Origin of the sequence: Streptomyces sp. CA-179760 (assembly GCF_050937045.1) — a bacterium.
Classification (GTDB): Bacteria; Actinomycetota; Actinomycetes; order Streptomycetales; family Streptomycetaceae; genus Streptomyces.
This window is the reverse complement of sequence record NZ_JBNJLZ010000001.1, coordinates 8,231,013-8,253,611: the sequence shown is the minus strand read 5'-3', so window position 1 is coordinate 8,253,611 and position 22,599 is coordinate 8,231,013. Positions and strand designations below refer to the sequence as shown.

Annotated in this window: 17 protein-coding genes; 9 read left to right on the top strand and 8 right to left on the bottom strand. The window is 70.9% G+C overall.

Annotated elements, in window-relative coordinates; all coding sequences use genetic code 11:
* Window position 1 precedes the first annotated feature (1 nt).
* The 4 genes from ACQEV8_RS37330 (at window position 2) to ACQEV8_RS37315 (ending at window position 7,246) form a co-directional block, all read left to right on the top strand.
* Window positions 2-2,308, top strand: coding sequence for an ATP-binding cassette domain-containing protein (locus ACQEV8_RS37330; protein WP_432969717.1), 2,307 nt, complete (start codon window positions 2-4; stop codon window positions 2,306-2,308).
* Window positions 2,309-2,433: 125 nt separating this feature from the next.
* Window positions 2,434-4,818, top strand: a complete 2,385-nt coding sequence (locus ACQEV8_RS37325; RefSeq protein ID WP_432969714.1) for an Orn/Lys/Arg decarboxylase N-terminal domain-containing protein — start codon at window positions 2,434-2,436, stop codon at window positions 4,816-4,818.
* A 483-nt stretch (window positions 4,819-5,301) separates the two neighbouring features.
* Window positions 5,302-6,078: a dimethylargininase gene (gene ddaH / locus ACQEV8_RS37320; protein ID WP_432969711.1), complete on the top strand. Its 777-nt coding sequence runs from the start codon at window positions 5,302-5,304 to the stop codon at window positions 6,076-6,078.
* 187 nt (window positions 6,079-6,265) lie between these two features.
* Window positions 6,266-7,246: an acyl-ACP desaturase gene (locus ACQEV8_RS37315; protein ID WP_432969708.1), complete on the top strand. Its 981-nt coding sequence runs from the start codon at window positions 6,266-6,268 to the stop codon at window positions 7,244-7,246.
* A 73-nt stretch (window positions 7,247-7,319) separates the two neighbouring features.
* Here ACQEV8_RS37315 and ACQEV8_RS37310 read toward each other — a convergent pair whose 3' ends face one another.
* On the bottom strand, window positions 7,320-7,565 hold the full coding sequence (locus ACQEV8_RS37310) for a WhiB family transcriptional regulator (protein ID WP_399016725.1): 246 nt from the start codon (window positions 7,563-7,565) through the stop codon (window positions 7,320-7,322).
* Window positions 7,566-7,600: 35 nt separating this feature from the next.
* On the bottom strand, window positions 7,601-7,789 hold the full coding sequence (locus ACQEV8_RS37305) for a hypothetical protein (protein WP_432969705.1): 189 nt from the start codon (window positions 7,787-7,789) through the stop codon (window positions 7,601-7,603).
* On the opposite strand from ACQEV8_RS37305, the gene ACQEV8_RS37300 reads away from it, so the two are divergent.
* Entirely contained in the window at window positions 7,788-8,570 is a 783-nt protein-coding gene (locus tag ACQEV8_RS37300) for a VOC family protein (protein WP_432969702.1), read from the top strand. The two genes, ACQEV8_RS37305 and ACQEV8_RS37300, sit on opposite strands and share 2 nt — an antisense overlap.
* A gap of 36 nt (window positions 8,571-8,606) precedes the next feature.
* On the opposite strand, the gene ACQEV8_RS37295 is transcribed toward ACQEV8_RS37300, so the two are convergent.
* Together ACQEV8_RS37295 and ACQEV8_RS37290 are read right to left on the bottom strand one after the other, a co-directional pair.
* Window positions 8,607-9,656, bottom strand: a complete 1,050-nt coding sequence (locus tag ACQEV8_RS37295; RefSeq protein WP_432969699.1) for a LacI family DNA-binding transcriptional regulator — start codon at window positions 9,654-9,656, stop codon at window positions 8,607-8,609.
* A gap of 79 nt (window positions 9,657-9,735) precedes the next feature.
* On the bottom strand, window positions 9,736-10,716 hold the full coding sequence (locus ACQEV8_RS37290) for a multicopper oxidase domain-containing protein (protein ID WP_432969696.1): 981 nt from the start codon (window positions 10,714-10,716) through the stop codon (window positions 9,736-9,738).
* Between the two features lie 189 nt (window positions 10,717-10,905).
* Here ACQEV8_RS37290 and ACQEV8_RS37285 point away from each other — a divergent pair, with 189 nt between their 5' ends.
* Window positions 10,906-13,383, top strand: a complete 2,478-nt coding sequence (locus tag ACQEV8_RS37285; protein WP_432969693.1) for a ThuA domain-containing protein — start codon at window positions 10,906-10,908, stop codon at window positions 13,381-13,383.
* A 56-nt stretch (window positions 13,384-13,439) separates the two neighbouring features.
* Window positions 13,440-15,578, top strand: a complete 2,139-nt coding sequence (locus tag ACQEV8_RS37280; protein ID WP_432973278.1) for an OmpL47-type beta-barrel domain-containing protein — start codon at window positions 13,440-13,442, stop codon at window positions 15,576-15,578.
* A 3-nt stretch (window positions 15,579-15,581) separates the two neighbouring features.
* On the opposite strand, the gene ligD is transcribed toward ACQEV8_RS37280, so the two are convergent.
* Window positions 15,582-16,610: a non-homologous end-joining DNA ligase gene (gene ligD / locus ACQEV8_RS37275; protein ID WP_432969690.1), complete on the bottom strand. Its 1,029-nt coding sequence runs from the start codon at window positions 16,608-16,610 to the stop codon at window positions 15,582-15,584.
* 52 nt (window positions 16,611-16,662) lie between these two features.
* The gene (locus ACQEV8_RS37270) at window positions 16,663-18,426 is read right to left on the bottom strand and encodes a SpoIIE family protein phosphatase (RefSeq protein ID WP_432969687.1); all 1,764 of its coding nucleotides are present in this window, start codon (window positions 18,424-18,426) and stop codon (window positions 16,663-16,665) included.
* 157 nt (window positions 18,427-18,583) lie between these two features.
* On the opposite strand from ACQEV8_RS37270, the gene ACQEV8_RS37265 reads away from it, so the two are divergent.
* Window positions 18,584-19,648 (top strand): ATP-dependent DNA ligase, encoded by a 1,065-nt coding sequence (locus ACQEV8_RS37265; protein ID WP_432969684.1) that lies wholly within the window; start codon window positions 18,584-18,586, stop codon window positions 19,646-19,648.
* A 12-nt stretch (window positions 19,649-19,660) separates the two neighbouring features.
* Here ACQEV8_RS37265 and ACQEV8_RS37260 read toward each other — a convergent pair whose 3' ends face one another.
* The gene (locus ACQEV8_RS37260) at window positions 19,661-20,851 is read right to left on the bottom strand and encodes a zinc-dependent alcohol dehydrogenase (RefSeq protein WP_432969681.1); all 1,191 of its coding nucleotides are present in this window, start codon (window positions 20,849-20,851) and stop codon (window positions 19,661-19,663) included.
* A 219-nt stretch (window positions 20,852-21,070) separates the two neighbouring features.
* Here ACQEV8_RS37260 and ACQEV8_RS37255 point away from each other — a divergent pair, with 219 nt between their 5' ends.
* Entirely contained in the window at window positions 21,071-22,051 is a 981-nt protein-coding gene (locus ACQEV8_RS37255; RefSeq protein ID WP_432969678.1) for a DUF3048 domain-containing protein, read from the top strand.
* A gap of 32 nt (window positions 22,052-22,083) precedes the next feature.
* Here ACQEV8_RS37255 and ACQEV8_RS37250 read toward each other — a convergent pair whose 3' ends face one another.
* A complete protein-coding gene (locus tag ACQEV8_RS37250; protein WP_399016704.1) occupies window positions 22,084-22,548 on the bottom strand; it encodes a MarR family winged helix-turn-helix transcriptional regulator in 465 nt (154 codons plus the stop codon).
* Window positions 22,549-22,599 lie beyond the last annotated feature (51 nt).

The following is a 22,599-nucleotide window of genomic DNA, read 5'->3' as shown; positions in this document are numbered from 1 at the left end:
CATGACCGACTTGACGCACGATGTCATCACCCTGACCGGAGCACGCGAGAACAACCTCAAGGACGTCACCCTCCGCATCCCGAAAGGCCGGCTGACCGTGTTCACCGGCGTTTCGGGGTCGGGGAAGTCGTCCGTCGTGTTCGACACGATCGCGGTGGAGTCGCAGCGCCAGCTGAACGAGACGTATCCGTGGTTCGTCCGCAACCGGCTGCCGAAGTACGAGCGGCCGCACGCGGACGGCCTGGAGGACCTCTCCCCCGCGATCGTCGTCGACCAGCGGCCGGTCGGCGGCCACTCCCGGTCGACGGTCGGCACCATGACGGACGTCTGGTCGGTGATCCGGGTGCTGTTCTCCCGGCACGGCACCCCGAGCGCCGGCCCGGCCACGGCGTACTCGTTCAACGACCCGTCGGGCATGTGCCCCGGCTGCGACGGCCTCGGCCGTACGGTCCGGCCCGACTGGGACCGCATCGTGGACCCGGGCCGTTCCCTCGCCGACGGGGCGGTCCGCTTCCCGCCGTTCGCCGCCGGGACCTGGCAGGGGCAGACGTACACGAACAGCGCCGACCTGGACCCCGGCAAGCCGGTGGGTCGGTTCACGGCCGCCGAGCGGGAGTTCTTGATGCGCGGGCGGCCCGGCAGCAAGGTCACCGTCAACGGCGCCGGCGGCACCTGGACCACCGAGTACGAGGGGCTGGCCGACCGCTTCGAGCGGCTGTACCTCAAGCGGGACCTGTCGGCCATGAGCCAGAAGACCCGCGACCTGGTCCGGGAGTTCCTGGTGGAGGGGACCTGCCCCGCCTGCCGGGGAGCCCGGCTCAACGCGGCGGCGCTCGCGACCCGGATCGACGGACGGTCGATCGCCGACTGCGCCCGGATGCAGATCACCGACCTCATCACCGTGTTGAAGGAGATCGACGACCCGGTGGCCGGAGTGGTTGCGGGGGCGGCGGTGGCCGCGCTGGAGCGGATCGAGACGATCGGGCTCGGCTACCTCAGTCTCGACCGGGAGACAGCCACGCTCAGCGGCGGGGAGGGGCAGCGACTGAAGACGGTGCGGCACCTCGGCTCCAGCCTGACCGGCATGACGTACATCTTCGACGAGCCGAGCGTCGGCCTGCACCCGCGCGATGTGGGCCGCCTCGGCGATCTGCTGCTGCGGCTGCGCGACAAGGGCAACACCGTACTGGTCGTCGAGCACGACCCGGACGTGATCGCGCTGGCCGACCACGTGGTGGACATGGGGCCGGGGGCGGGCACCGGGGGCGGACAGGTGGTGTTCGAGGGCACCCCCAACGAGCTGGCCGCGTCCGGCACCCTCACCGGCCGCTGTCTGCGCACCCGTACGACGGTCAAGGACGAGGTGCGCGGACCCGCCGGGGAACTGTGGGTCAAGGGCGCCGACCGGCACAATCTGCGGGACGTCACCGTACGGTTCCCGGCCGGTGTGCTCACGGCGGTGACCGGGGTCGCCGGGTCGGGAAAGAGCACCCTGGTCGCGGAGTTCACCGCCGCCCACGACGAGGCCGTGGTCGTCGACCAGTCGTCGATCGGGATCTCGGGCCGGTCCACTCCGGCGACCTATCTGGGGATCATGGACACGGTACGGAAGATCTTCGCCCGGGAGACGGGGGCCGAGGCGGGCTTCTTCAGCTTCAACTCGAGCGGGGCCTGCGGAACCTGCGAGGGCCGGGGCATCCTCTACACCGACCTCGCCTTCATGGACCCGGTGACGACGACCTGCCACGACTGCGAAGGACGGCGCTTCAGGGACGAGGTACTGCGGCTCACCGTGCGGGGCGGCTCCATCGCCGACGTCCTGGAGATGACGGCCGAGCAGGCGCTGGGCTTCTTCGACGACACGGGCGTACGGCGCCGGCTGCGCGCCCTGCGGGACGTCGGACTGACGTATCTGACGCTCGGCCAGCCCCTCTCCACGCTCTCCGGAGGCGAGCGGCAGCGCATCAAGCTGGCCACGCGGCTGCACCGGACGGGCGCGGTCTACGTGCTCGACGAACCGACGACCGGCCTGCACATGGCGGACGTGGCGGGACTCGTCGCCCTGCTGGACCGGCTGGTCGACACGGGCAACACGGTCATCGTCGTCGAGCACAACCTGGACGTGGTCGCCCGTGCCGACTGGGTGATCGACCTCGGCCCGGACGGCGGCCGGGACGGCGGCGAGATCCTCTTCGAGGGCACGCCGCGGCAGCTCCTGGAGGCGGAGGGTTCGTTCACCGGGGAACACCTGCGGCGGGCGGTGCGGGCCTCGGCGGGCCTGCCTCCGGAGGTCGTTCCCGGGCGTTGACACGTCAAGGTGCGGTCCGCGCATTGGATCGATGGGGTGGTTTGGTCCTCCGGCGGCCGATCACGCGTGCAGGCCCGCGAAGACTGGGTCCTGGGGTGGCGCGGGCCACCTGGGAGGGGAGCCACATGGCCGACAGCACGGTCTTGGTCGCGGTTGCGGAACATCCGGAGGAGGGGGGCGCCGCCGCCGGGCAGTTGGCGAGGATCGCCGAGGCGATCCGGGCGCGCGGCTTACAGGCCCGGTGGGTGGTGGGCGTCGCCGATGCCGAGGCGGTACTCAGGACCGAGGCGGGGCTCGGCGCCGCGCTGGTCGCCTGGGATCTGCCGCCCGGGCCGGGGGCCGAAGGAGAACCCGGAGGTGCGGCGGTGCTGCGCCGGATCGGACGCCGGTTCCAGAACCTGCCGGTGTTCCTGGTGATGGCGGGCGAGGAGCTGCGTGACCTGCCTCTGTGGGTGTCGCAGTCGGTGGTGGGCTACGTGTGGCCGCTGGAGGACACGCCGGCGTTCATCGCGGGGCGGATCACCACGGCCGCGCGCGCCTACCAGGACGCCCTGCTTCCGCCGTTCTTCAAGGCGCTGCGCCGCTTCGACGACGCGCACGAGTACTCATGGCACACTCCCGCGCACTCCGGCGGGGTCGCCTTCCTGAAGTCGCCCGTGGGCCGGGCGTTCCACGACTACTTCGGGGAGCGGCTGCTGCGCAGCGACCTGTCGATCTCGGTCGAGGAGCTCGGCTCGCTGTTCGAGCACACCGGGCCGATCGGCGAGGCGGAGCGCAACGCGGCACGGGTCTTCGGCTCCGAGCACACGTACTTCGTGCTGCACGGCGACTCCACCTGCAACCGTCTGGTCGGCCACTTCAGCGTGACCCGCGACGAGATCGCCCTGGTGGACCGCAACTGCCACAAGTCCGTCCTGCACGGCCTGGTCGTCTCCGGCGCCCGGCCGGTGTACCTGGTCCCCACCCGCAACGGCTACGGTCTCGCGGGGCCGCTGCCCCCGGCCGAGATCGCGGCGGACTCGGTGGCGGCGCGGATCGCCGCGAGCCCTCTGACGGCGGATGCGGTGTCGTCGCGTGCTCAGTACGCGGTGTTCACCAACTCCACGTACGACGGCCTGTGTTACGACGCGGTGGCGGCGGCCCGGGCCTTCGCCGCCGGCACGCCCCGGCTGCACTTCGACGAGGCGTGGTTCGCCTACGCCCGCTTCCACCCCCTCTACGCGGGGCGCTACGGCATGTCGGTGGACGAGGAGGCCTTCCCCGGACCCGACCGTCCGACGGTCTTCTCGACGCAGTCGACCCACAAGCTGCTGGCGGCGCTGTCGCAGAGCGCCATGGTGCACGTCAGGCCCGCGCCCCGGGCGCCGGTGGAGCACGACCGGTTCAACGAGGCTTTGATGATGCACGGCACCACCTCGCCGCTGTACCCGATGATCGCCTCGCTGGACGTGGCCACGGCGATGATGGACGGTCCGCAGGGGCAGTGGCTGATCGACGAGGCGGTGACCGAGGCGGTCCGGTTCCGTCAGGAGTTGGTGCGCCTCGGACGGCGGATCGAGGCCGCCGGGGACCGGCCGCCCTGGTTCTTCGGGGTCTGGCAGCCCAGTGCGGTCACCGATCCGGAGAGCGGCACACGCCTGCCCTTCGACGAGGCCCCGGCGGACCTGCTGCGGACCGAGCCGTCCTGCTGGCACCTGGAGCCCGGCGCGGACTGGCACGGCTTCCCCGGGCTGACCGACGGCTACTGCATGCTCGACCCGATCAAGGTCACCCTGACCTGCCCCGGGATCGGCGCGACCGGCGACATGGCGGACTGGGGCATCCCCGCCCGGGTGCTCACCGCGTACCTGGGCACGCGCGGGATCGTCGTGGAGAAGACCGACAGCTACACCACGCTCGTGCTGTTCTCCATGGGCATCACCAAGGGCAAGTGGGGCACGCTGCTCGACGCCCTGATGGACTTCAAGGACCTCTACGACGGTGATGCCCCGCTCGAGCGTGTGCTGCCCGCGCTGGTCGCCGAGCATCCGCGGCGCTACACCGGGCGGACGCTGCGCGAACTCTGCCAGGAGATGCACGACCATCTGCGCGAGGTCCGCCTGGTCGAGCTCCTCGACACCGCCTTCCAGCAGCTCCCGGAGCCCGTCGCCCCGCCCCAGCTGTGCTACCAGCGCCTGATCCGCGGCGGGACGGAACGGATCAGGCTGGCCGACGCGCCCGGACGCGTCGCCGCCGCGATGGTCACCGTCACGCCGCCCGGCATCCCCGTACTCATGCCGGGCGAGAGCGTGGGCGCCCCGGACGGTCCCCTCCTGCGCTACCTCCGCGCCCTGGAGTCCTTCGACCGCCGCTTCCCCGGGTTCGGCAGCGAAACCCACGGAGTCACCCGCGACCCCGACACGGGCGACTACCTGATCGAGTGCCTGCGTCCCGACGGGCCGGAGCGGGCCGAGGGCGGGACGACACCGGCACAGCGAAGCGCCCCGGGGGGCGCCAAGCCGCTGGGGTGAGTCCGGGGGCGGCGGCGGGTTGACGGTGGGGCTGCGGCTGAGTCCGGTCGCCGTGGAGGGTGGACGGCCGGACACGCGGCAGAGCCCGGCCCCCGCAAGGGTGGACGGCCGGACAGCGGCAGAGCCCGGCCGCCGGGGCGCAGGCCACGTGGGCAGCAGACCGGCCTGGGATCAGCGCTCTCCCGGACACCTCACAGCCGCCCGCGTCGGCAGCGGACCGGGCCGGGATTCGGCACCCGGCCCGCCACCCCGCTGAGGCGCCGGGCCGGGCCGGCTGTCAGCCGGGGCGGGAGGCGGCGCTGCCCCGCTGCCCACCACGGCGTCGGCCACCCCGTCCCTCTGCCCCTCCGCCTCTCCCCCGGGGGTGTCCTCCCGCCGGATCGCCCTGCATCATGGTCGGCTGACGCCCGACGCGTTCCGGTCGAACCCGGAGGCCCCGTCGGTGCCGTCCAGACACGTCCCATCCGATACGGAGTCACGCTCGTGCCCAGCAAGAAGGCCCTCGTCCGCCGCCCCAGCCCGCGTCTTGCCGAGGGGCTGGTGACGCACATCGAGCGGGAGGGGGTCGACGCCGACCTCGCGGTCGAGCAGTGGGAGGCGTACGTGACGGCCCTGCGCGCGCACGGCTGGGACACCATCGAGGTGGATCCGGCCGACGACTGCCCGGACTCGGTGTTCGTCGAGGACACGGTCGTGATGTACCGGAACGTGGCGCTGATCGCGCGCCCGGGTGCCGAGTCGCGGCGTGCGGAGACCGCCGGGGTCGAGGAGGCCGTGGCCGGTCTGGGCTGCTCGGTGAACTGGATCTGGGAGCCGGGCACCCTGGAGGGCGGTGACGTACTGAAGATCGGCGACACCGTTTACGTGGGCCGGGGCGGGCGCACCAACGCCGCCGGTGTCCAGCAGCTGCGCGCCGCGTTCGAGCCGCTGGGCGCGCGGGTCGTGTCCGCACCGGTGAGCAAGGTGCTGCACCTGAAGTCGGCGGTCACGGCGCTGCCGGACGGGACGGTCGTCGGGCACATCCCGAAGATGGACACGCCGTCGCTGTTCGCGCGCTTCCTGCCGGTGCCCGAGGAGGTCGGCGCGCACGTGGTCCTGCTCGGCGGTGACAAACTCCTGATGGCGGCGAGCGCACCGAAGACCGCGGAGCTGTTCGCTGACCTCGGGTACGAACCGGTCGTCGTGGACATCAGCGAGTTCGAGAAGCTGGAGGGATGTGTGACTTGCCTCTCGGTGCGGCTGCGGGAGCTGTACGCCTGACGGGGCCGCGCCTCACTCTTCCGGTCCTCGACCTGCGGGTCCGGGGACGGCGCCGGGCCTACGAGCGACCCGCTGATCAGCGGCCTTTACAGCACTCTTAACCTACGGCATCGTAACCTACGGAAACGTAGCCTACGATTCCGTAAGTTACCGCTCACCGCTCGTACGCATGTCCCCTGGAGAGTCCATGACGATCACCACTCCCCACCTCGGCAGCCCCGCCGGCGCCTGGACCGACGCCCAGCTGCTGTACGCACTGGAGGAAGTGGTCGAGAAGGAACTCAACCGGCATCTGCAGGTCGCCAAGGACTGGATGCCTCACGAGTATGTGCCGTGGAGCGACGGGCGCAACTTCCCCGGCATCTTCGAAGACGGCGAGGCCTGGGAGAAGGAGCAGTCCAAGGTCACCGAGATCGGCCGCATCGCACTGATCGTCAATCTCCTGACCGAGGACAACCTCCCCAGCTACCACCACGAGATCGCCTCGCTCTTCGGCCGTGACGGCGCCTGGGGCACCTGGGTGCACCGCTGGACGGCGGAGGAGGGCCGGCACGGCATCGTGATGCGGGACTACCTGCTCACCTCGCGCGCCGTGGACCCGGACAAGCTGGAGCAGTTCCGCATGTCCCACATGAGCGAGGGCTTCGAGTCGGACAACCGCCACTCGATGCTGCACTCGATCGCCTACGTCGCCTTCCAGGAGCTGGCCACCCGCATCTCGCACCGCAACACCGGCCACCAGTCCGGTGACCCGGTCTGCGACCGGATGCTGGCCCGCATCGCGACCGACGAGAACCTGCACATGGTCTTCTACCGCAACCTGCTCAAGTCGGCGTTCCAGCTCGCGCCCGACCTGACGATGCAGGCGGTGCGGGACGTGGTCGTGAACTTCCGGATGCCCGGTCACGGCATCCCCGGCTTCGAGCGGGCCGCCGCGCAGATGGCGATCGGCGAGGTCTACAACATGCGCATCCACCACGACGACGTGCTCCAGCCCGTGCTGCGCTTCCTGAAGATCATGGAGATCGACGGCCTGGGCCCCGAGGGCCGCAAGGCGCAGGAGGAACTCGGCCTGTTCATGGGCGGTCTGGACTCCGAGGCGTCGAAGTTCGACGAGAAGCTGGCCGCGCGCAAGGCACGCATGACGGCCCGGGCGGCCGGCGCCTGACCCGGCAGCCACAGCCACACGCTCAGCCCCCTGGCAGGATGTCCTGCCTGGGGGCTCTCGCGTGCGGCACGACCTAGCTCGACCTGCGCCGCAGCTCCAGCCGTTCCTTCTCCGACATGCCGCCCCAGACGCCGAAACGCTCGTCGTTGTCCAGCGCGTACTCGAGGCACTCCGTACGGATCGGGCACAGGCCGCAGATCCGCTTCGCCTCCCGCACCGAGCTGCCCGGTTCGGGGAAGAAGAAGTCCGCCCCGGTCTGCGCACACAACGCTTCCTGCTGCCAGGCGAGTTCGGGCGAGGTGATGGTGTCGATGTGCATGGCCAGAAGCGTCGCGGTCGGCGAAAAACGTTCGATCAACGCGGGATCAACACCGCGTTCATGGCCCCGGCCACTCCGATCATCACCTCTTCGACGAGCCGACGCACGGCGGCGCGCTGGAACGTCGCGCACCACGCCCCGGAGGTGCTCCGGCGGCGCTTGTCCGTGGGCGGTGCGAGACTCGGCAGAGAGACGACGGGACCCTGTGCGAGGAGGGCGGCCATGCTCACCACCCGGTATGTCACCGGCGCTCCGAACTGGATCGATGTCGGCACATCCGACATCGACGGCGCCGCCGCCTTCTACGCGGACCTGTTCGGCTGGCGGTTCCAGCCGGGCGACCCCGAGGTCGGGGGGTACGGCCTCTTCCAGCTCGGCGGCAGAACCGCCGCCGGCGGTATGCAGACCACACCGGAGCAGGGCCCGCCCTCCTGGACGGTGTACTTCCAGGTCCCGGACGCGGATGCCGCGGCGAAGGCTGCGGAGCAGGCGCGCGGCTCGGTGCCGATGCAGCCCATGGACGTGCTGGACCTGGGCCGCATGGCGGTCCTCGCCGACCGGGCGGGGGTGTCGTTCGGCCTGTGGCAGCCGGGGCGCAACAAGGGCCTGGACGTCGTCCAGGAGCACGGCTCGCTGTGCTGGGTGGAGCTGTACACGGCGGACGTCCCCGCCGCGGCCGCCTTCTACCACTCCGTGCTCGGTCTGGAGACCGTCGGCGTCGAGTTCCCCGGCGGCACGTACACCACCTTCGTCCCCGCCGGGGAACCCGAGGACGCCATGTTCGGCGGCGTCGTGGCGCTGGCCGACGACCCGGTCGAGGAGGAGGCGTACTGGCTGCCGTACTTCGAGGTCACCGACCCGGACACCATCGTCGCCCGGGCCGAGGAGCGGGGCGGGACGATCCGCACGCACGCCACGGACCTGCCGGGCGTCGGCCGCCTCGCCAAACTCGCGGACCCGTACGGGGCACGCTTCGCGGTGATCCGCAGCGAGCCGCAGGCCTGAGGCCGGCTCGGTGCGGCCTCGCCCGGCGTCCGCCGGCTACGCGGACGCGCGCCGGACCAATGTCGTCGGCAGGACCACGCTGGAAGGCGCGTCGTCGACGGCCTCGCCCGAGCCCCTGGGCGCGGTGCCGCGGTCAAGCTCGCGCAGCAGCAGGCGGGCCATCAGGCGGCCCATCTCCTCGATGTCCTGACGGACCGTCGTGAGGGGCGGGTCGGTCTGTTCCGCGACGGGCAGCATGTCGTCGAAGCCGATCACGGCGATGTCGTCGGGGACGCGGCGGCCGGACTCGCGCAGGACGCGCAGGGCACCGGAGGCCGTGAGGTCGTTGGCCGCGAACACCGCGTCCACGCCCGGGCAGCGGTCGAGGAGCTCGCGCATCGCGCGCTCGCCCCCGGCCGGGGTGAAGTCGGCCTCGGCGATCAGCCGCGGGTCGGCGTCCCCCATGACGTCCCGGTAGCCGTCGAGGCGGTCCGCCGCGGAGGTCTGGTCGAGTGCGCCGGTGATGTGCGCGATCCGAGTGCGGCCGAGGCCGGCCAGGTGGCGGACGGCGTCGCGGGCACCGCCCCGGTTGTCGCTGTCGACGTACACCACGCCCTGCCGGTCGCCGCTCCAGCCCGGCCGGCCGCCGAAGACGGTGGGAATGCCCGCCCGCTGGATCAGCTCCGGCAGCGGGTCGTCGAGGTGCAGGGAGAAGACGAGGGCCCCGTCGACATGGCCGCCGGCGAGGTACCGGCCGACCCGGGCGTGATCGTCCCGGCCCTCCGTGAGCAGCAGGACGAGCTGGTTGTCGTGGGCCGTCAGTTCCTTGCTGATGCCGCGCAGCTGGAGTGCGAAGAACGGGTCGGCGAAGACCCGGGTCTCGGGTTCGGCGACGACGACCGCGATCGCGTCGTGCCGCCGGGTCACCAGGGAGCGGGCGGCCTGGTTGGGCACGTACCCGAGTTCGTCGACAGCCTTTCGGACCCGTTCCACGAGAACGTCCCGCACCCCGTCCCCGCCGTTGACCACGCGCGAGACGGTGGCCCGCGAGACACCGGCCCGGGCGGCCACCGCCTCGAGAGTGGGACGCGGCGCGGTGTCGGTCACTTCGGGGCTCCTCATCTGCGGTTGCGGATCAGGATAGCCCCGGTGCGGCGGCCCGGTGAGAGCGCTCTCGGGCGCGACCTCAGTGCTCGTGGCCCTGCTGCTCTTCTCCGTGCCGCCCGTGCTCGTGCGGCTCGTAGCCGGGGATCGTCCCGTCCGGCTTCTTCACGAGGAACAGCCCCACCATCCCCATGTCGGAGTGGCTCTGCACATGGCAGTGGTACATCCACGCCCCGGCACCGACCCCCTCCCCCGCGATCACCTGGAAGCCGAACGAGTCGGCCGGGCCCGTGATCTTGTTGTCGATGACCTGGCTGGGATCGTCGGGGCCGGTCAGCATGCCGGTGCGGTTGTCCGCCCAGCGGTGACCGTGCATATGGAACGTGTGGTAGAACTCGCCGTGCGTGATCACGGCGAACTCGACGCGATCGCCCACCGTGGCCTCGAAGTCGGGCCCGGAGTGCGGCGGCCTGTTGTTGATGCGCATGTCGTTGAAGACGACTGTGTGCGTCCGGTCCGGCAGGACGTCGCCCTTGCGTCGGACGATCACCGGGCCGTACAGGCCCTTCTGCAGCCCCACCGTGCCGTGTTCGGTGCCGACCACATGGTCGTGGTAGTGCCAGTAACCCGCGCTGCCCGCCCGCCAGGTGCCGTCCTTGCGGCGGCCCGGGGCGTGGGTGCGCCAGGTGTAGGTGCGGGTGCCGCCCGGGTCGACGTGGCTGCGGTTCATCTTCGTGCCGTCGCTGGTGATCTCGTAGTCCAGGCCGTGGACGTGCAGGCTCACCGCGACGTCCATGGTGTTCTCGAACTCGATGTGCAGGGTGTCGCCCTCGTTGAGCTCGATCAGCGGGCCGGGGACGGTCGCCTTGCCCTTCTCCAGGCCGTAGCCCAGCTGGCCGTCGGCGAGCTTCTCGGCGTACAGCTTGATGCGCTTCACCTCGCCTCCGGCGGGTGCCGTCTTCGGCGGTCCGTCGACGCTCACGGCCTCCGGCGCAACCGACAACGATGTCGCGACGGCCGCGCCGCCCAGCAGGACCCGCCGGTTGAAGCTGCGTCTGTCCATGCGGAACTCCCCACCCTGGTAAGGCTTTTGCAGAGGCGTACCTGTGATGAACCTGTGCGACGGTACCGGCCGCGCTCCCGTTTATCCACACTCAAGACAAAGTTGGAGCCATCCCGGTCATAGGTATTGGCGGGGCGGGCAAAGGGGTTTAGCTTCCTTGGCGGTGTTGCTGTGACCGAGGAGGTGCCCATGCACTTACGAGGGTTGAGCAAGGGAAGACGTGTCTGGGCGGCCTCTGTGGCCGCCGGAGCCGTGACCGCCGGGCTGCTGTCGGGTCCGGCCGCGAACGCACGGCCGTTTCCGGAACCCCCGCTGACAACGATGTCGATCAAGTCGCCGCCGGGCGGCGCGAATGTACGGGTGCTGATCTTCCACGGTTCCGCGGCGGCCGGGGAGGAGTCCCCGGTCGTGAACGCCGGGATCGAGGCGATCGAGAAGATCGGGCTCTCGGGCCCGGTGAACCGCCGCTTCAAGGTGCAGGCCACCGACGACGCCTCGGTGTTCACCGACGAGACGAGGCTCGGCCGCTTCAACGCGATCGTGTTCCTGACCGGCGGGGGCGATGTCCTCGACGCGGAGCAGGAGGCGGGCCTGGAGGCGTACATGGAGGCCGGCGGCGGTTTCGTGGGCCTGCATGACGCGGCGCGCGCGGAGCCGTACTCGGACTGGTTCACGGGACTGGTGGGAGCCCGCCCGGCCGCGTCGAGCCCCTCGGCCGTGCAGCGCGCGACCGTCGAGGTCGGCGACCGCCGGCACCCGGCCACCAAGGACCTGCCGGTGCAGTGGAAGCACCCGGACAAGTGGCTGAACTGGGTGAAGAACCCGTCGGGTGACGTCCATACGGTGGCCCGGGTACGGGAGTCGAGCTACCAGCCGGGGACGGGCGGCAACGGCTGGGACCACCCGGTCAGCTGGTGCCGTGACTACGACGGCGGCCGGTCCTTCTACACGGGCATGGGCGGCACGGTGTCGTCGTACGACGAGACCGACTTCCGTGCCCATCTGCGCGGCGCGCTGATGTGGACGACCCGGCTGGAGCAGGCCGACTGCAAGGCGACCGTCAACGCCAACTACCAGGCGGAACGGCTGACCAAGCCCAACCAGCCGGGGCAGAACGACCAGATCGGCGAACCGCACGGGCTGGTCACCGCGCCCGACGGCCGGGTGTTCTACATCGGCCGGGGCGGCGCCGACTCCTCACAGCCGGTGGTCACCGACTGGAACAACCCCGGCATCGGCAAGGGCAAGGGCGAGATCCACGTCTACGACCCGAAGACCAAGCAGGTCACGCTCGCGGGTGCGCTCACCGTCTTCGGCAACAAGGGCGGCGGCGACGAGCTGATCAAGGTCGAGGAGGGGCTGCTCGGCATCGAGCTGGACCCGGAGTTCGAGCAGAACGGCTGGGTGTACCTGCACTACACGCCCCACTCCGGGATCAACCGCGACACACGGATGGCGGAGCGGCGCGTCTCCCGCTTCACGCTGGACCAGGCCACGAACAAGCTGGACCTGGCCAGTGAGAAGGTGCTGCTGAAGTGGCCGGTGCAGATTCACAGTTGCTGTCACTCGGGCGGCGGGATGGCCTGGGACTCCAAGGGCAATCTCTACATCGCCACCGGTGACAACAACTCCAGCGGGTTCAGTTCCGGCTACTCGGGCAACAACCCGCAGCCGAACTACAAGGGCGTCTCCTTCGCGGACGCGCGCCGCACGGCCGGCAACACCAACAACCTCAACGGCAAGATCCTGCGCATCCACCCGGAGCCGGACGGGACGTTCACGCTCCCCGAGGGCAATCTCTTCACCGGCGAGGAGACCGACGAGGGCGGCGGCAAGACCCGCGGCGAGATCTACGTGATGGGGGTCCGGAACCCCGCCCGTATCTTCGTCGACAAGTCGACCGACGTGCTCTACGCGGGCTGGGTCGGTCCGGACGCGAGCGCGCCCTCGACGACCTGGGGCCCGGCCAAGTACGACACGTTCGCCGCCATCACCAAGGCGAGCAACCGCGGCTGGCCGTACTGCATGGGCAACAAGCAGCCCTACCGGGACCGCGGTCTGCCGGACCCGTCCAAGCCACTGGGCTGGTACGACTGCGACCGCCCGAAGAACGAGTCGCCGAACAACGACGGTCTGGTCAATCTGCCGCCGGTCACCGGCAACAACATCTGGTACTCGCCGCAGGGCGGCGCGCCGGACTACCCGCGGGACGCGAACGGCGTCCCCTCGTACAAGCCGGATGAGGCGACGTACCGGCTGCCCTGGCTGAAGGGCGGCGGCCAGGCCGCGATGAACGGCCCGGTCTACCGGTACGACGCCGACAGCACGAGCGCGGCCAAGTGGCCCGCCTACTGGGACGGCAAGTGGTTCGTCGGTGACTTCTACGACGCCGACCAGCCGCGCAACGCGGTGCTCATGGACCCGAAGACGCAGGGCGACGGCGGTCTGCCGGTGCACTCGGAGTCGCTGAAGAAGATCGTGCCGATCGGTAACGACGGCATCAAGAACCTCATGGACTGGAAGTTCGGTCCGGACGGCGCGCTGTACGTCCTCGACTACGGCCGCGGCTTCTTCACCTCGGACTCCAGGTCGGCCCTGTGGCGGGTCACCTACAAGGGCGGCGGGCCGACCCCGGCCGCCGACCAGCTGGCGAGGGGGACCGAGTGACCCGGCAACGAAGAATCTGGGCCGCCCTGCTGGCCGCCCTGCTCGTGGTGCTCGGCATGCAGGCGATGCCGGCGTCCGGGCAGCCGAAGGCGAAGGCGAAGGCCGCCGAACAGGTCCTCACCTGGACGGCCGGCAACGACATCGACAAGTACCTCTCGGCACCGAAGACCGCGGTCGCCGGCACGGCCACGATCGTGTTCGAGAACAGTGTGGCCACCGGCAACACCACGGGCATGCCGCACACGCTGACGTTCGTGACGAGCGACCCCGAGTTCAACGACGACGTCCAGCTCAACATCCTGGCCAACCCGAACGACGCCCAGGGCGGCAAGCACACCGCCCAGGTCACGCTCACGCCCGGCCGGTACTTCTACCACTGCACGATCCCCGGCCACGGCCAGATGCAGGGCATCCTCGTGGTGACCGAGGGCACCGGCGAGGACACCACGGCGCCCGAGGCGTCGGCGCATGTGAGCGGGACGCAGAACACCCAGGGCGAGTACGTCGGCTCGGCGAGCGTGGCGCTGCACGCCACCGACGAGGGCGGCTCGGGCGTCGAGAGGATCGAGTACGCGATCGGTGACACGGGTGCCTGGCAGCCGTACACCGCGCCGGTCGTCGTCGATCAGGTCGGCGCCCACAAGGTCCGCTACCGCGCCTTCGACAAGGCGGGGAACGTCTCCGCCGAGAAGAGCGCGGCGTTCACGGTCGTGGCGCCACAGTCCGACGACACGACCGCGCCGGAGACCTCGGCGACGGTGAGCGGTGAGCGCGATGCCGACGGGGCGTACATCGACATGGCGACGGTCACCGTCTCCGCCTCCGACACGGGCTCCGGGGTCAACACGATCGAGTACGCGGTCGGCTCCGGCGCCTGGCAGCCGTACACCGCGCCGGTGATGGTGCACCAGGTCGGCGCGCACACCGTCCGCTACCGCGCCACCGACAAGGCGGGCAATGTGGCGGCGGAGAAGAGCGTGCAGTTCAAGGTCGTCGCGGCACCGCCGCAGGACACCACGCCGCCGGTGACGGGCGTGACGGTGGAGGGCACGAAGAACTCCGCCGGGGCGTACGTCAACAGCGCCCGGGTGACCGTCACGGCCACCGACGCGCACGGCTCGGGCGTCGAGAAGATCGAGTACTCGCTCGACGGCGGGCCGTATCTCGTCTACTCGGCCCCGGTGGTGGTCGACCGGGCGGGCGGGCACACGGTCGCGTACCGGGCGACGGACAAGGCCGGCAACACCGCGGTGGCACGCACCGTGACCTTCTCGGTCGTCTCCGGCCAGGTCCCGGCGCCCGACTGCCCGGAGTACGACGAGCGGTTGACGGTGATCGTCGGCTCGGTCGACTCGGGAGTGCGCAACCGGGTGACCGACAACCGGTGCCGGATCGGCGAGCTGATCGAGGACGAGAAGGAGTGGACGTCCCACGCGCTGTTCCTCAAGCATGTGACGTCCGTCCTCGACGCGCTGCTGAAGGAGGGCGTGATCGACCAGCGCGAGTACAACGCCGTCCGGAAGGCCGCCCGCCAGTCCGGCATCGGCAAGCCCGGGCAGACCGAGGGCTATCGCGCGCTCTTCGACGGCACTGCGGAGTCGTTGGCCAAGTGGCGGCAGGTGGGCGGCGGTTCGTTCGGGCTGAACCCCGACGGGACGATCACCTCCAGCACCACGACGCCCGGCATGGGCATGCTGTGGTTCCCTGAGCGCAAGTACGGCGACTTCTCGCTGAAGCTCCAGTGGCGTGACGACGCACCGGGCACGGGCAACGCCAACTCCGGTGTGTTCGTGCGCTTCCCCTGGGTCCACGACCACGCGGAGGAGTCACGCCCGGAGTGGGTCGCCATCAAGTACGGGCACGAGGTGCAGGTGCTCGACCGGCCCGACGGCGACATGTACAAGACGGGGTCGGTCTACGGCTTCGACCGGGTGGGGCTCGCCGGCGCCGGTGTGACCCAGAAGGGCACCTGGAACGACTACGAGATCCGCGTGGTCGACCAGCACTACTCGGTGTACCGCAACGGTGTGCTGATCAACGAGTTCGACAACACCGGCGGCCAGGCGTTCACCCCGCCCCGCTCGGACGACCCGGGCACAGACGGACGGCGGTTCGCCTCCGGCTACCTCGGGCTCCAGGTGCACGGCACGACGGATGTGGTGTCCTACCGGGACATCCGGATCAAGGAACTGTAGGCGTCAAGGAGCTGTAGGAGGTTTCTCCTTGCGGGCCCTGCTCGGCTGTACCCGTCTGGGTTCTCCCGGCATCTTCGGATACTCGGGCGGGTACGGCAGGTCCCCCAGCCCATGGTCGTGCTCGTCACGGCGGGCGAGGTCGAGCAGGGACTCCAGGGAGTAGCGATGGTCGTCCATGTCCGCGTGCACGTCGCCGAGTTCGGCGAAGCGCGCGGGCATGGTCGCGAGGTCGAAGTCCTGGGGGTGCGCGACCCCCACCTCGTCCCAGCTCAGGGGCGCGGAGACGGGGGCGTGCGGGCGAGGCCGTACCGAATAGGCGGAGGCGATCGTGCGGTCGCGTGCCGTCTGGTTGTAGTCGACGAAGATGCGTCTGCCCCGCTCCTCCTTCCACCACTTGATGGTCACCTGGTCCGGCATGCGTCGCTCCAGCTCCCTGCCGACGGCGATGGCGGCGCGCCGGACCTGGGTGAAGGTCCAGCGCGGTTCGATGGGCACGAAGACGTGCAGGCCCCGGCCGCCCGAGGTCTTGGGGAAACCGCGCAGTCCGCCGAACTCGCCCAGCACCGCCCTCAGTTCATGGGCGGCGCGGGCGGCGTCGTCGTAGTCGGTGCCGGGCTGCGGGTCGAGGTCGATGCGGAGTTCGTCCGGGTGGTCGACGTCGTCGCGGCGTACTGGCCAGGGGTGGAAGGTGAGGGTCCCGAACTGGGCGGCCCACACCACCGCTCCGGCCTCGGTGGGGCACATCTCGTCGGCGCTGCGGCCGCTGGGGAAGGTGATGTGCGCGGTCGGGATCCAGTCGGGCATGTTCTTGGGCGCCCGCTTCTGGAAGAAGTTCTCGCCGTTCACACCCTCGGGGTAGCGCTCCAGGGTCGTCGGCCGGTCGCGCAGGGCGCGCAGGATGCCGGGGCCGACGGCGATGTAATAGCGGGCGAGGTCCAGCTTGGTGAAGCCACGCTCCGGGAAGAACATCTTGTCCGGGCTGGACAGCCGTACGGTCCGGCCGCCCGCCTCCAGTTCCACCGCGTCACCCATGCTCGCCACGGTAGGCGCAGGGCGTGGGCCGCGCATGCGGAGCGTTCGGGCTTCACGGGGCGCGCAGGCGGGTGGCGAGCAGGGTGACGTCGTCCTCGGTGGTGCCGTGCACGAGGCGTGCGAGGAGGGCGTCGACGACGCTCTCCAGGGGACCGTCGAGGTCGAGGCTCAGATGCGTCAGACGCCGCAGCGAGGCGTCGATGTCCCTGCGGCGGTCCTCGATCAGGCCGTCGGTGTACATGAGCAGTACGGTTCCGGGCCGCACGGGGAGGGTCAGTGCCTCGTATCCGCCGAGGTCGGTGCCGAGGGGCGGTCCGGTGGGGACGTGCACGAGTTCGGCCTGGGCGCCCGGGTGCAGCAGCACGGGCGGCGGGTGCCCGGCGCCGGCGAAGGTGCAGGTGCCCTGGCCGGGGTCGACGAGGGCGAGCAGACAGGTGGCCACCCGGTCCAGGCCGATGCTCGCCAGCCGGTGGTCGGCCTCCTGGAGGATCCGTTCGACGGGGGCGCCGGTGGCGGCGATGCTGCGCAGCAGGGAGCGGTACTGGCTCATGGCGACGGCGGCGGTGAAACCGTGGCCCATGACGTCGCCCATCACCTGGAGGGTGCGGCCGCAGGGCAGGGCCATCGAGTCGAACCAGTCCCCGCCGACGAGGGCACACTGCCCTGCCGGGAGGTAGCGGGAGGCCGTCTCGATGTCGGGGTGCGGGCCGCCCGGCTCGGACAGCAGGGCACGTTGCAGTTCCAGCGCCATCGAGTGTTCGAGGGTGTACTGGCGGGCGTTGTCGATGGCGACGGCGGCCCGGGCTGCCAGTTCCTGGGCCACCACCACGTCCTCGTCGGTGAAGGGGCCGGAGTGGCCGGCTCGGCAGAGGTAGACGACGCCGACGGAGTGCTCCCGCGTGGGCAGGGGGACCATGAGGACGGAGTGAATGCCCACTTCCCGGAAGACTTCCAGGTTGAACGGGGTGCGCACCATCTTGAGGAGAACATCGTCCGAGGCGAGGTTCGCCACCCAGGGGCGGCCCGTGTCCAGACAGTTGCGGGCCGGCGCGTCGCGCGGAACGTCGAAGTAGTACCCCGCGTTCGCGATGAGGCCGACGCGGCCGAGGATGTCCGGGCCGCCCGCCGAGGCGGTGACGCGCAGCCGGAGGACACCGGGTGGGGGCGGGGGCACGTCGTCGACGACCCCGTCCGTGTCCAGCGTCCACACCGAAGCCCGGTCGGCCAGGCTCGGCACGACGAACTCGGCCAGCTCGGCACAGGTCTTCTCGACGTGGAGGGTCGTACCCACCCGGGTGGTGGCGGTGTCCAACAGGGCAAGCCGCTGGTGAGCCCGTTCCAGGTCGTCCATGTACTGGCGCAGACCGCTGACCTCCACCGCGACCCCGCACAGGCCGAGCACGCGGTCGTGGTCCTCCAGCCGGTGGTAGACCGCACTCCACTGCCGCTGCCGGAACGGTGACGGCGCGCGCGTGGTGCCGGTGACGGTCAGCGCCCTGGAGTGGCCGTCACCCAGGACCATACGCAGCACGTCCTCCGAGCGGTGGACGTCAGGCAGTACCTCGGCCATGGTCCGGCCGTGGAACTCGTCGGGCCGCACGCCGCTCATACGGGCCATTGCGTCGTTGACGTACCGGAACCGCAGCCGTTCGTCGAGGATCGCGACCGCGGCCGAGGTGCCGTCCAGGATGTTGCGGAGGATCCGGTACTCGTGAGCCTGCTCGACGGCCTCGTCGGGCGCGTCGGCCAGCATCGACACAAGGGCGTCCTCGGCACCGGAGAAGAGCGACTTCAGCGGAAGCTGGTCGAAGCCCACGCGGATCCTCCTCGTCCGCCCCCTGATCAGAGCACGCCACGTACCAGTGTGTCGCCGGGGCCCCGCCTCCGCATCCTCGGGTGATCCCGTCCTGACCTGCGGCTTTCACCTCCGTGCTCAACAGGCGCAGCCGGCGGGCGGCTCTTAGAGTCGAGGCATGGATCTCCCGGTGATGCCCCCCGTGCTGCCGATGCTCGCCAAGTCCGTGGCGGCGATCCCCGCGGGCATGCAGTACGAGGCGAAGTGGGACGGGTTCCGGGCGATCGTGTTCCGCGACGGGGACGAGGTCGAGCTCGGCAGCCGTACGGGAAAGCCGCTGACCAGGTACTTTCCCGAGCTGGTGACGGCTGTGCGGGAGCGGTTGCCGGGGCGCTGTGTGGTGGACGGGGAGATCGTGATCGCGCGGGAGGGGCATCTGGACTTCGACGCGCTGACGGAGCGGATCCATCCGGCGGACTCGCGGGTGCGGATGCTGGCGGAGCGGACGCCGGCCTCCCTCGTCGCCTTCGACCTGCTGGCGCTGGGGGACGAGTCGCTGATGGACGTCCCGATGACCGGCCGGCGGGAGCTGCTGGCCGGGGAGTTGGCGGAGGTGACGGCGCCGGTGTACCTGGCGCCTGCGACCACCGACATCGAGGTGGCTCGGCAGTGGTTCGAGCAGTACGAGGGGGCGGGCCTGGACGGGGTCATCGCCAAGCCGCCGACCGTGCGCTACCGCCCGGACCAACGCGCGATGTTCAAGATCAAGCACGAGCGGACGGCGGACGTGGTCGTCGCCGGGTACCGCCTGCACAAGAGCGGCCCTGTCGTGGGCTCGCTGCTGCTCGGACTGTACGACGATGGGGGCACCCTCCAGCACGTGGGCGTGTCCGCCGCCTTCCCGATGAAGCGGCGCGCCGAGCTGGTGGAGGAGCTGGAGCCGCTGCGCCTGGACGACGCCCAGGGGCATCCGTGGGCGGCGTGGTCCGACGAGGCCGCGCACGAGAAGGCCCGGCTGCCGGGGGCGCCGAGCCGCTGGTCGGGCCGGAAGGACCTGTCATGGGTGCCGCTCAGGCCCGAGCGAGTGGCCGAGGTGGCGTACGACCACATGGAGAACGGGCAGCGCTTCCGGCACACCGCCCGCTTCCGCCGCTGGCGCCCGGACCGGACCCCCGAGAGCTGCACCTACGCGCAGCTCCAGGAACCGGTCCGGTACGACCTGGCGGAGATCTTCGGCGCGTAGCGCCACGCCGGGTCAGGGCTGCATCAGCACCTTGACCGCGCCGTCCTGCTTGCGCTGGAACATCTCGTACGCGTGCGGGGCCTCCGTCAGCGGTACCCGGTGGGTGGCGAAGTCCTCGACTCCGAGCGGGTCCTCGTCGGTCAGGTACGGGATGATGTCGTCGCTCCAGCGACGGACGTTGGCCTGGCCCATCCGGATCTGGACCTGCTTGTCGAACAGGGTGAGCAGCGGCAGTGGGTCCGCCAGGCCGCCGTAGACACCGGACAGCGAGATGGTGCCGCCGCGGCGCACCAGCTCGATGGCGGTGTTCAGCGCGGCGAGCCGGTCGACGCTGAAGCGTTCGGCGAGCGGGCCGCTCAGTTTGCGGGGCAGGATCGCCGAGGCGTTCTGCACCATGCGCGCGGCCGCGCTGCCGTGGGCCTCGGTGCCGACCGCGTCGATCACGGCGTCGGGGCCGCGGCCGTCGGTCTCGTCGCGGATCGCGGAGACGAGTTCCTTCTCGTCGTCGAAGGACCTGAGGTCGTACGTCTCCACGCCTCGCGCGCGGGCCCGGCGCAGCCGTTCCGGTACCAGGTCCACGCCGAACACTCGTCCGGCTCCCTGGATCTGGGCGACGCGGCAGGCCATGTCGCCGATGGGGCCGAGGCCGAGCACGGCGACGCTGCCGCCCTGCGGGACGTCGGCGTAGGCGACCGCCTGCCAGGCGGTCGGCAGGACGTCGGAGAGGTAGACGAACCGGTCGTCGGGCGGGCCTTCCGGAACCTTGATCGGGCCGAACTGCGCCTGCGGGACCCGCAGGTACTCGGCCTGGGCGCCCGGCACCGCGCCGTACAGACGGGTGTAGCCGAACAGGGCGGCGCCCATGCCCTCGCCGCTGACCTGGGTGGTCTCGCACTGGGTGGGCAGGCCGGTGAGGCACATCCAGCAGTTGCCGCAGGCGATCTGGAACGGCACCACGACCCGGTCCCCGGCCTGGAGGTCCGGTACCCCGGCGCCGACCTCCTCCACGATGCCCATGGGTTCATGGCCGAGGATGTCTCCCGGTGTCATGAACGGTGTGAGCACTTCGTACAGATGCAGGTCGGAGCCGCACAACCCGGTGGAGGTGATGCGGATGACCGCGTCCGTCGGCTCCTGGATCGTCGGATCGGGCACGTTCTCCACCCGCACGTCACGCTTGCCCTGCCAGGTCACTGCCCTCATCGCCTCGCGCTCCCTCCGTCGGCGTGCGCGTCGGTCGTTTCGGCTCGGTCGTTTCGGCGTCGCCCGGGTACCCGGGTGGCCCGTACCGAACCTTGCGCCGATCGACGGACGCGACGAGGACACCGTCCCGTCAGAAACGATCGCGTGTGGCCATCGATGCTCAGATAAGCGCACAATCATGACAAACGAATGACTTGAGGCGCGGTGGCGACGGTGGGCATGGGACGAGAGGCGCGCGGACGGCGGACCGCTGCGACAGCGGCGCTGCTGGCCGCGACGGTGACGGCGGCCCTGGCGGCGGGCTGCACGAACGGGGGCGGGCCCCCCGACGACGGCCGGGGATCGGCCACCGCGTCGGAGCGCGGCGCCTCACCCACGGCGACCGACGGCTCCGTACTCGCCGTCAAGATCGACAACGCCGGCACGGCCCGGCCGCCCACCGGTGTCGACGCCGCGGACGTGGTGTACGTGGAGCAGGTCGAGGGCGGACTGAGCCGGCTGATGGCGGTGTACGCGACGAAGCTGCCGACAGCGGTCGGTCCGGTGCGCAGCGCCCGTGAGTCGGATCTGGAGCTGCTGCGCCAGTTCGACCGGCCCACACTCGCCTTCTCCGGCGCCCAGACGAAGCTCCTGCCGCTGATCGACAAGGCGCCGCTGCGGGCGGCGACGCCGGGCAGCGCCTCCGACGCCTTCTTCCGCGACCCCGACAGGTCGGCCCCGCACAATCTCTATGTGCGGCCCGAGCGGATCGTGCCTGAAGCCCCGGGCCGGGCCGCCCTGGCCACCGGCTTCCGCTACGGCTCCGCCCCGGCGGGCGGCACCGAGGCGAACTCGCAGACGGTGCGCTATCCGGCGGCCCGATTCACCTTCACCTGGTCGGACTCCCGGGACCGCTGGCTGGTCGGCATGGACGGCACTCCGGCCACGACGGCCGACGGCAAGCGCATGGCGGCGGCGACGGTCGTCGTGCAGTACGTGAAGGTGCGCGAGTCCGCCTTCCGGGACTTCCTCGGCAACAACACCCCGTACACCGAGACGGTGGGCTCGGGGAAGGCGAAGGTGCTGCGCGACGGGCGGGCCTATGACGTGAACTGGGAGCGCGAGGACGCCACGGACGGCACGGCGTTCACCACCCGCGACGGCGCACCCGTGAACTTCGCGAAGGGCCAGGTGTGGGTGGTGTACGCCGAGGCGCCCTGACCGGCCCGCGCGGGCCAGGCCTGCCGCACCGGTCAGCGGGGCGCCACCAGGGACTCCCCGGGATTGCGCAGGCCTTCGGCCGCGTCCGACACGCGCCGGATGAGGTCGAAGAACACCGTCTGCTCCTCGGCGGTCAGCGGCGCGAGGAAGATCTGGTTCATCCGGGCGGTGCGCACGGTCAGCTTGCGGTGGGTGCGCACACCCTCTTCCGTGAGGCGCAGCAGGAAGCGGCGGCCGTCCTGCGGGTCACGGACCTTGTCGAGCAGTCCGCGCCGGATGAGCCGGCTGATCACCTCGGCGATGGTGGACCGGTCGAGCCCCACCCGCTCCCCCACCGTGCGCTGATCCAGGCCGGGCTCGGCGACGAGCGTGTTGAGGACCGCGTACTGGGGCGAGGTGATCTCCTCGGAGACCATCGTGTTCCACAGCAGGTAGTGCGCCTGCTGGAGCCGCCGGGCCAGGTGCCCGGGGTGGGTGGTGAGGTCGGCCGCCGCCATGTGCACCCCTCGGTCGTATTCGTTGGTGCACTGAACAATACCGGCCCGCTC

Excerpts from the sequence above, each read along its gene's own strand:
- ligD (WP_432969690.1), bottom strand. The coding sequence starts at position 16,610 with ATGGGTGACGCGGTGGAACTGGAGGCGGGCGGCCGGACCGTACGGCTG.
- ACQEV8_RS37285 (WP_432969693.1), top strand. The coding sequence starts at position 10,906 with ATGCACTTACGAGGGTTGAGCAAGGGAAGACGTGTCTGGGCGGCCTCT.
- ACQEV8_RS37305 (WP_432969705.1), bottom strand. The coding sequence starts at position 7,789 with ATGGCCGCCCTCCTCGCACAGGGTCCCGTCGTCTCTCTGCCGAGTCTC.
- ACQEV8_RS37310 (WP_399016725.1), bottom strand. The coding sequence starts at position 7,565 with ATGCACATCGACACCATCACCTCGCCCGAACTCGCCTGGCAGCAGGAA.
- ACQEV8_RS37330 (WP_432969717.1), top strand. The coding sequence starts at position 2 with ATGACCGACTTGACGCACGATGTCATCACCCTGACCGGAGCACGCGAG.
- ACQEV8_RS37260 (WP_432969681.1), bottom strand. The coding sequence starts at position 20,851 with ATGAGGGCAGTGACCTGGCAGGGCAAGCGTGACGTGCGGGTGGAGAAC.
- ACQEV8_RS37315 (WP_432969708.1), top strand. The coding sequence starts at position 6,266 with ATGACGATCACCACTCCCCACCTCGGCAGCCCCGCCGGCGCCTGGACC.
- ACQEV8_RS37300 (WP_432969702.1), top strand. The coding sequence starts at position 7,788 with ATGCTCACCACCCGGTATGTCACCGGCGCTCCGAACTGGATCGATGTC.
- ACQEV8_RS37250 (WP_399016704.1), bottom strand. The coding sequence starts at position 22,548 with ATGGCGGCGGCCGACCTCACCACCCACCCCGGGCACCTGGCCCGGCGG.
- ACQEV8_RS37325 (WP_432969714.1), top strand. The coding sequence starts at position 2,434 with ATGGCCGACAGCACGGTCTTGGTCGCGGTTGCGGAACATCCGGAGGAG.
- ACQEV8_RS37255 (WP_432969678.1), top strand. The coding sequence starts at position 21,071 with ATGGGACGAGAGGCGCGCGGACGGCGGACCGCTGCGACAGCGGCGCTG.
- ACQEV8_RS37280 (WP_432973278.1), top strand. The coding sequence starts at position 13,440 with ATGCAGGCGATGCCGGCGTCCGGGCAGCCGAAGGCGAAGGCGAAGGCC.
- ACQEV8_RS37290 (WP_432969696.1), bottom strand. The coding sequence starts at position 10,716 with ATGGACAGACGCAGCTTCAACCGGCGGGTCCTGCTGGGCGGCGCGGCC.
- ACQEV8_RS37265 (WP_432969684.1), top strand. The coding sequence starts at position 18,584 with ATGGATCTCCCGGTGATGCCCCCCGTGCTGCCGATGCTCGCCAAGTCC.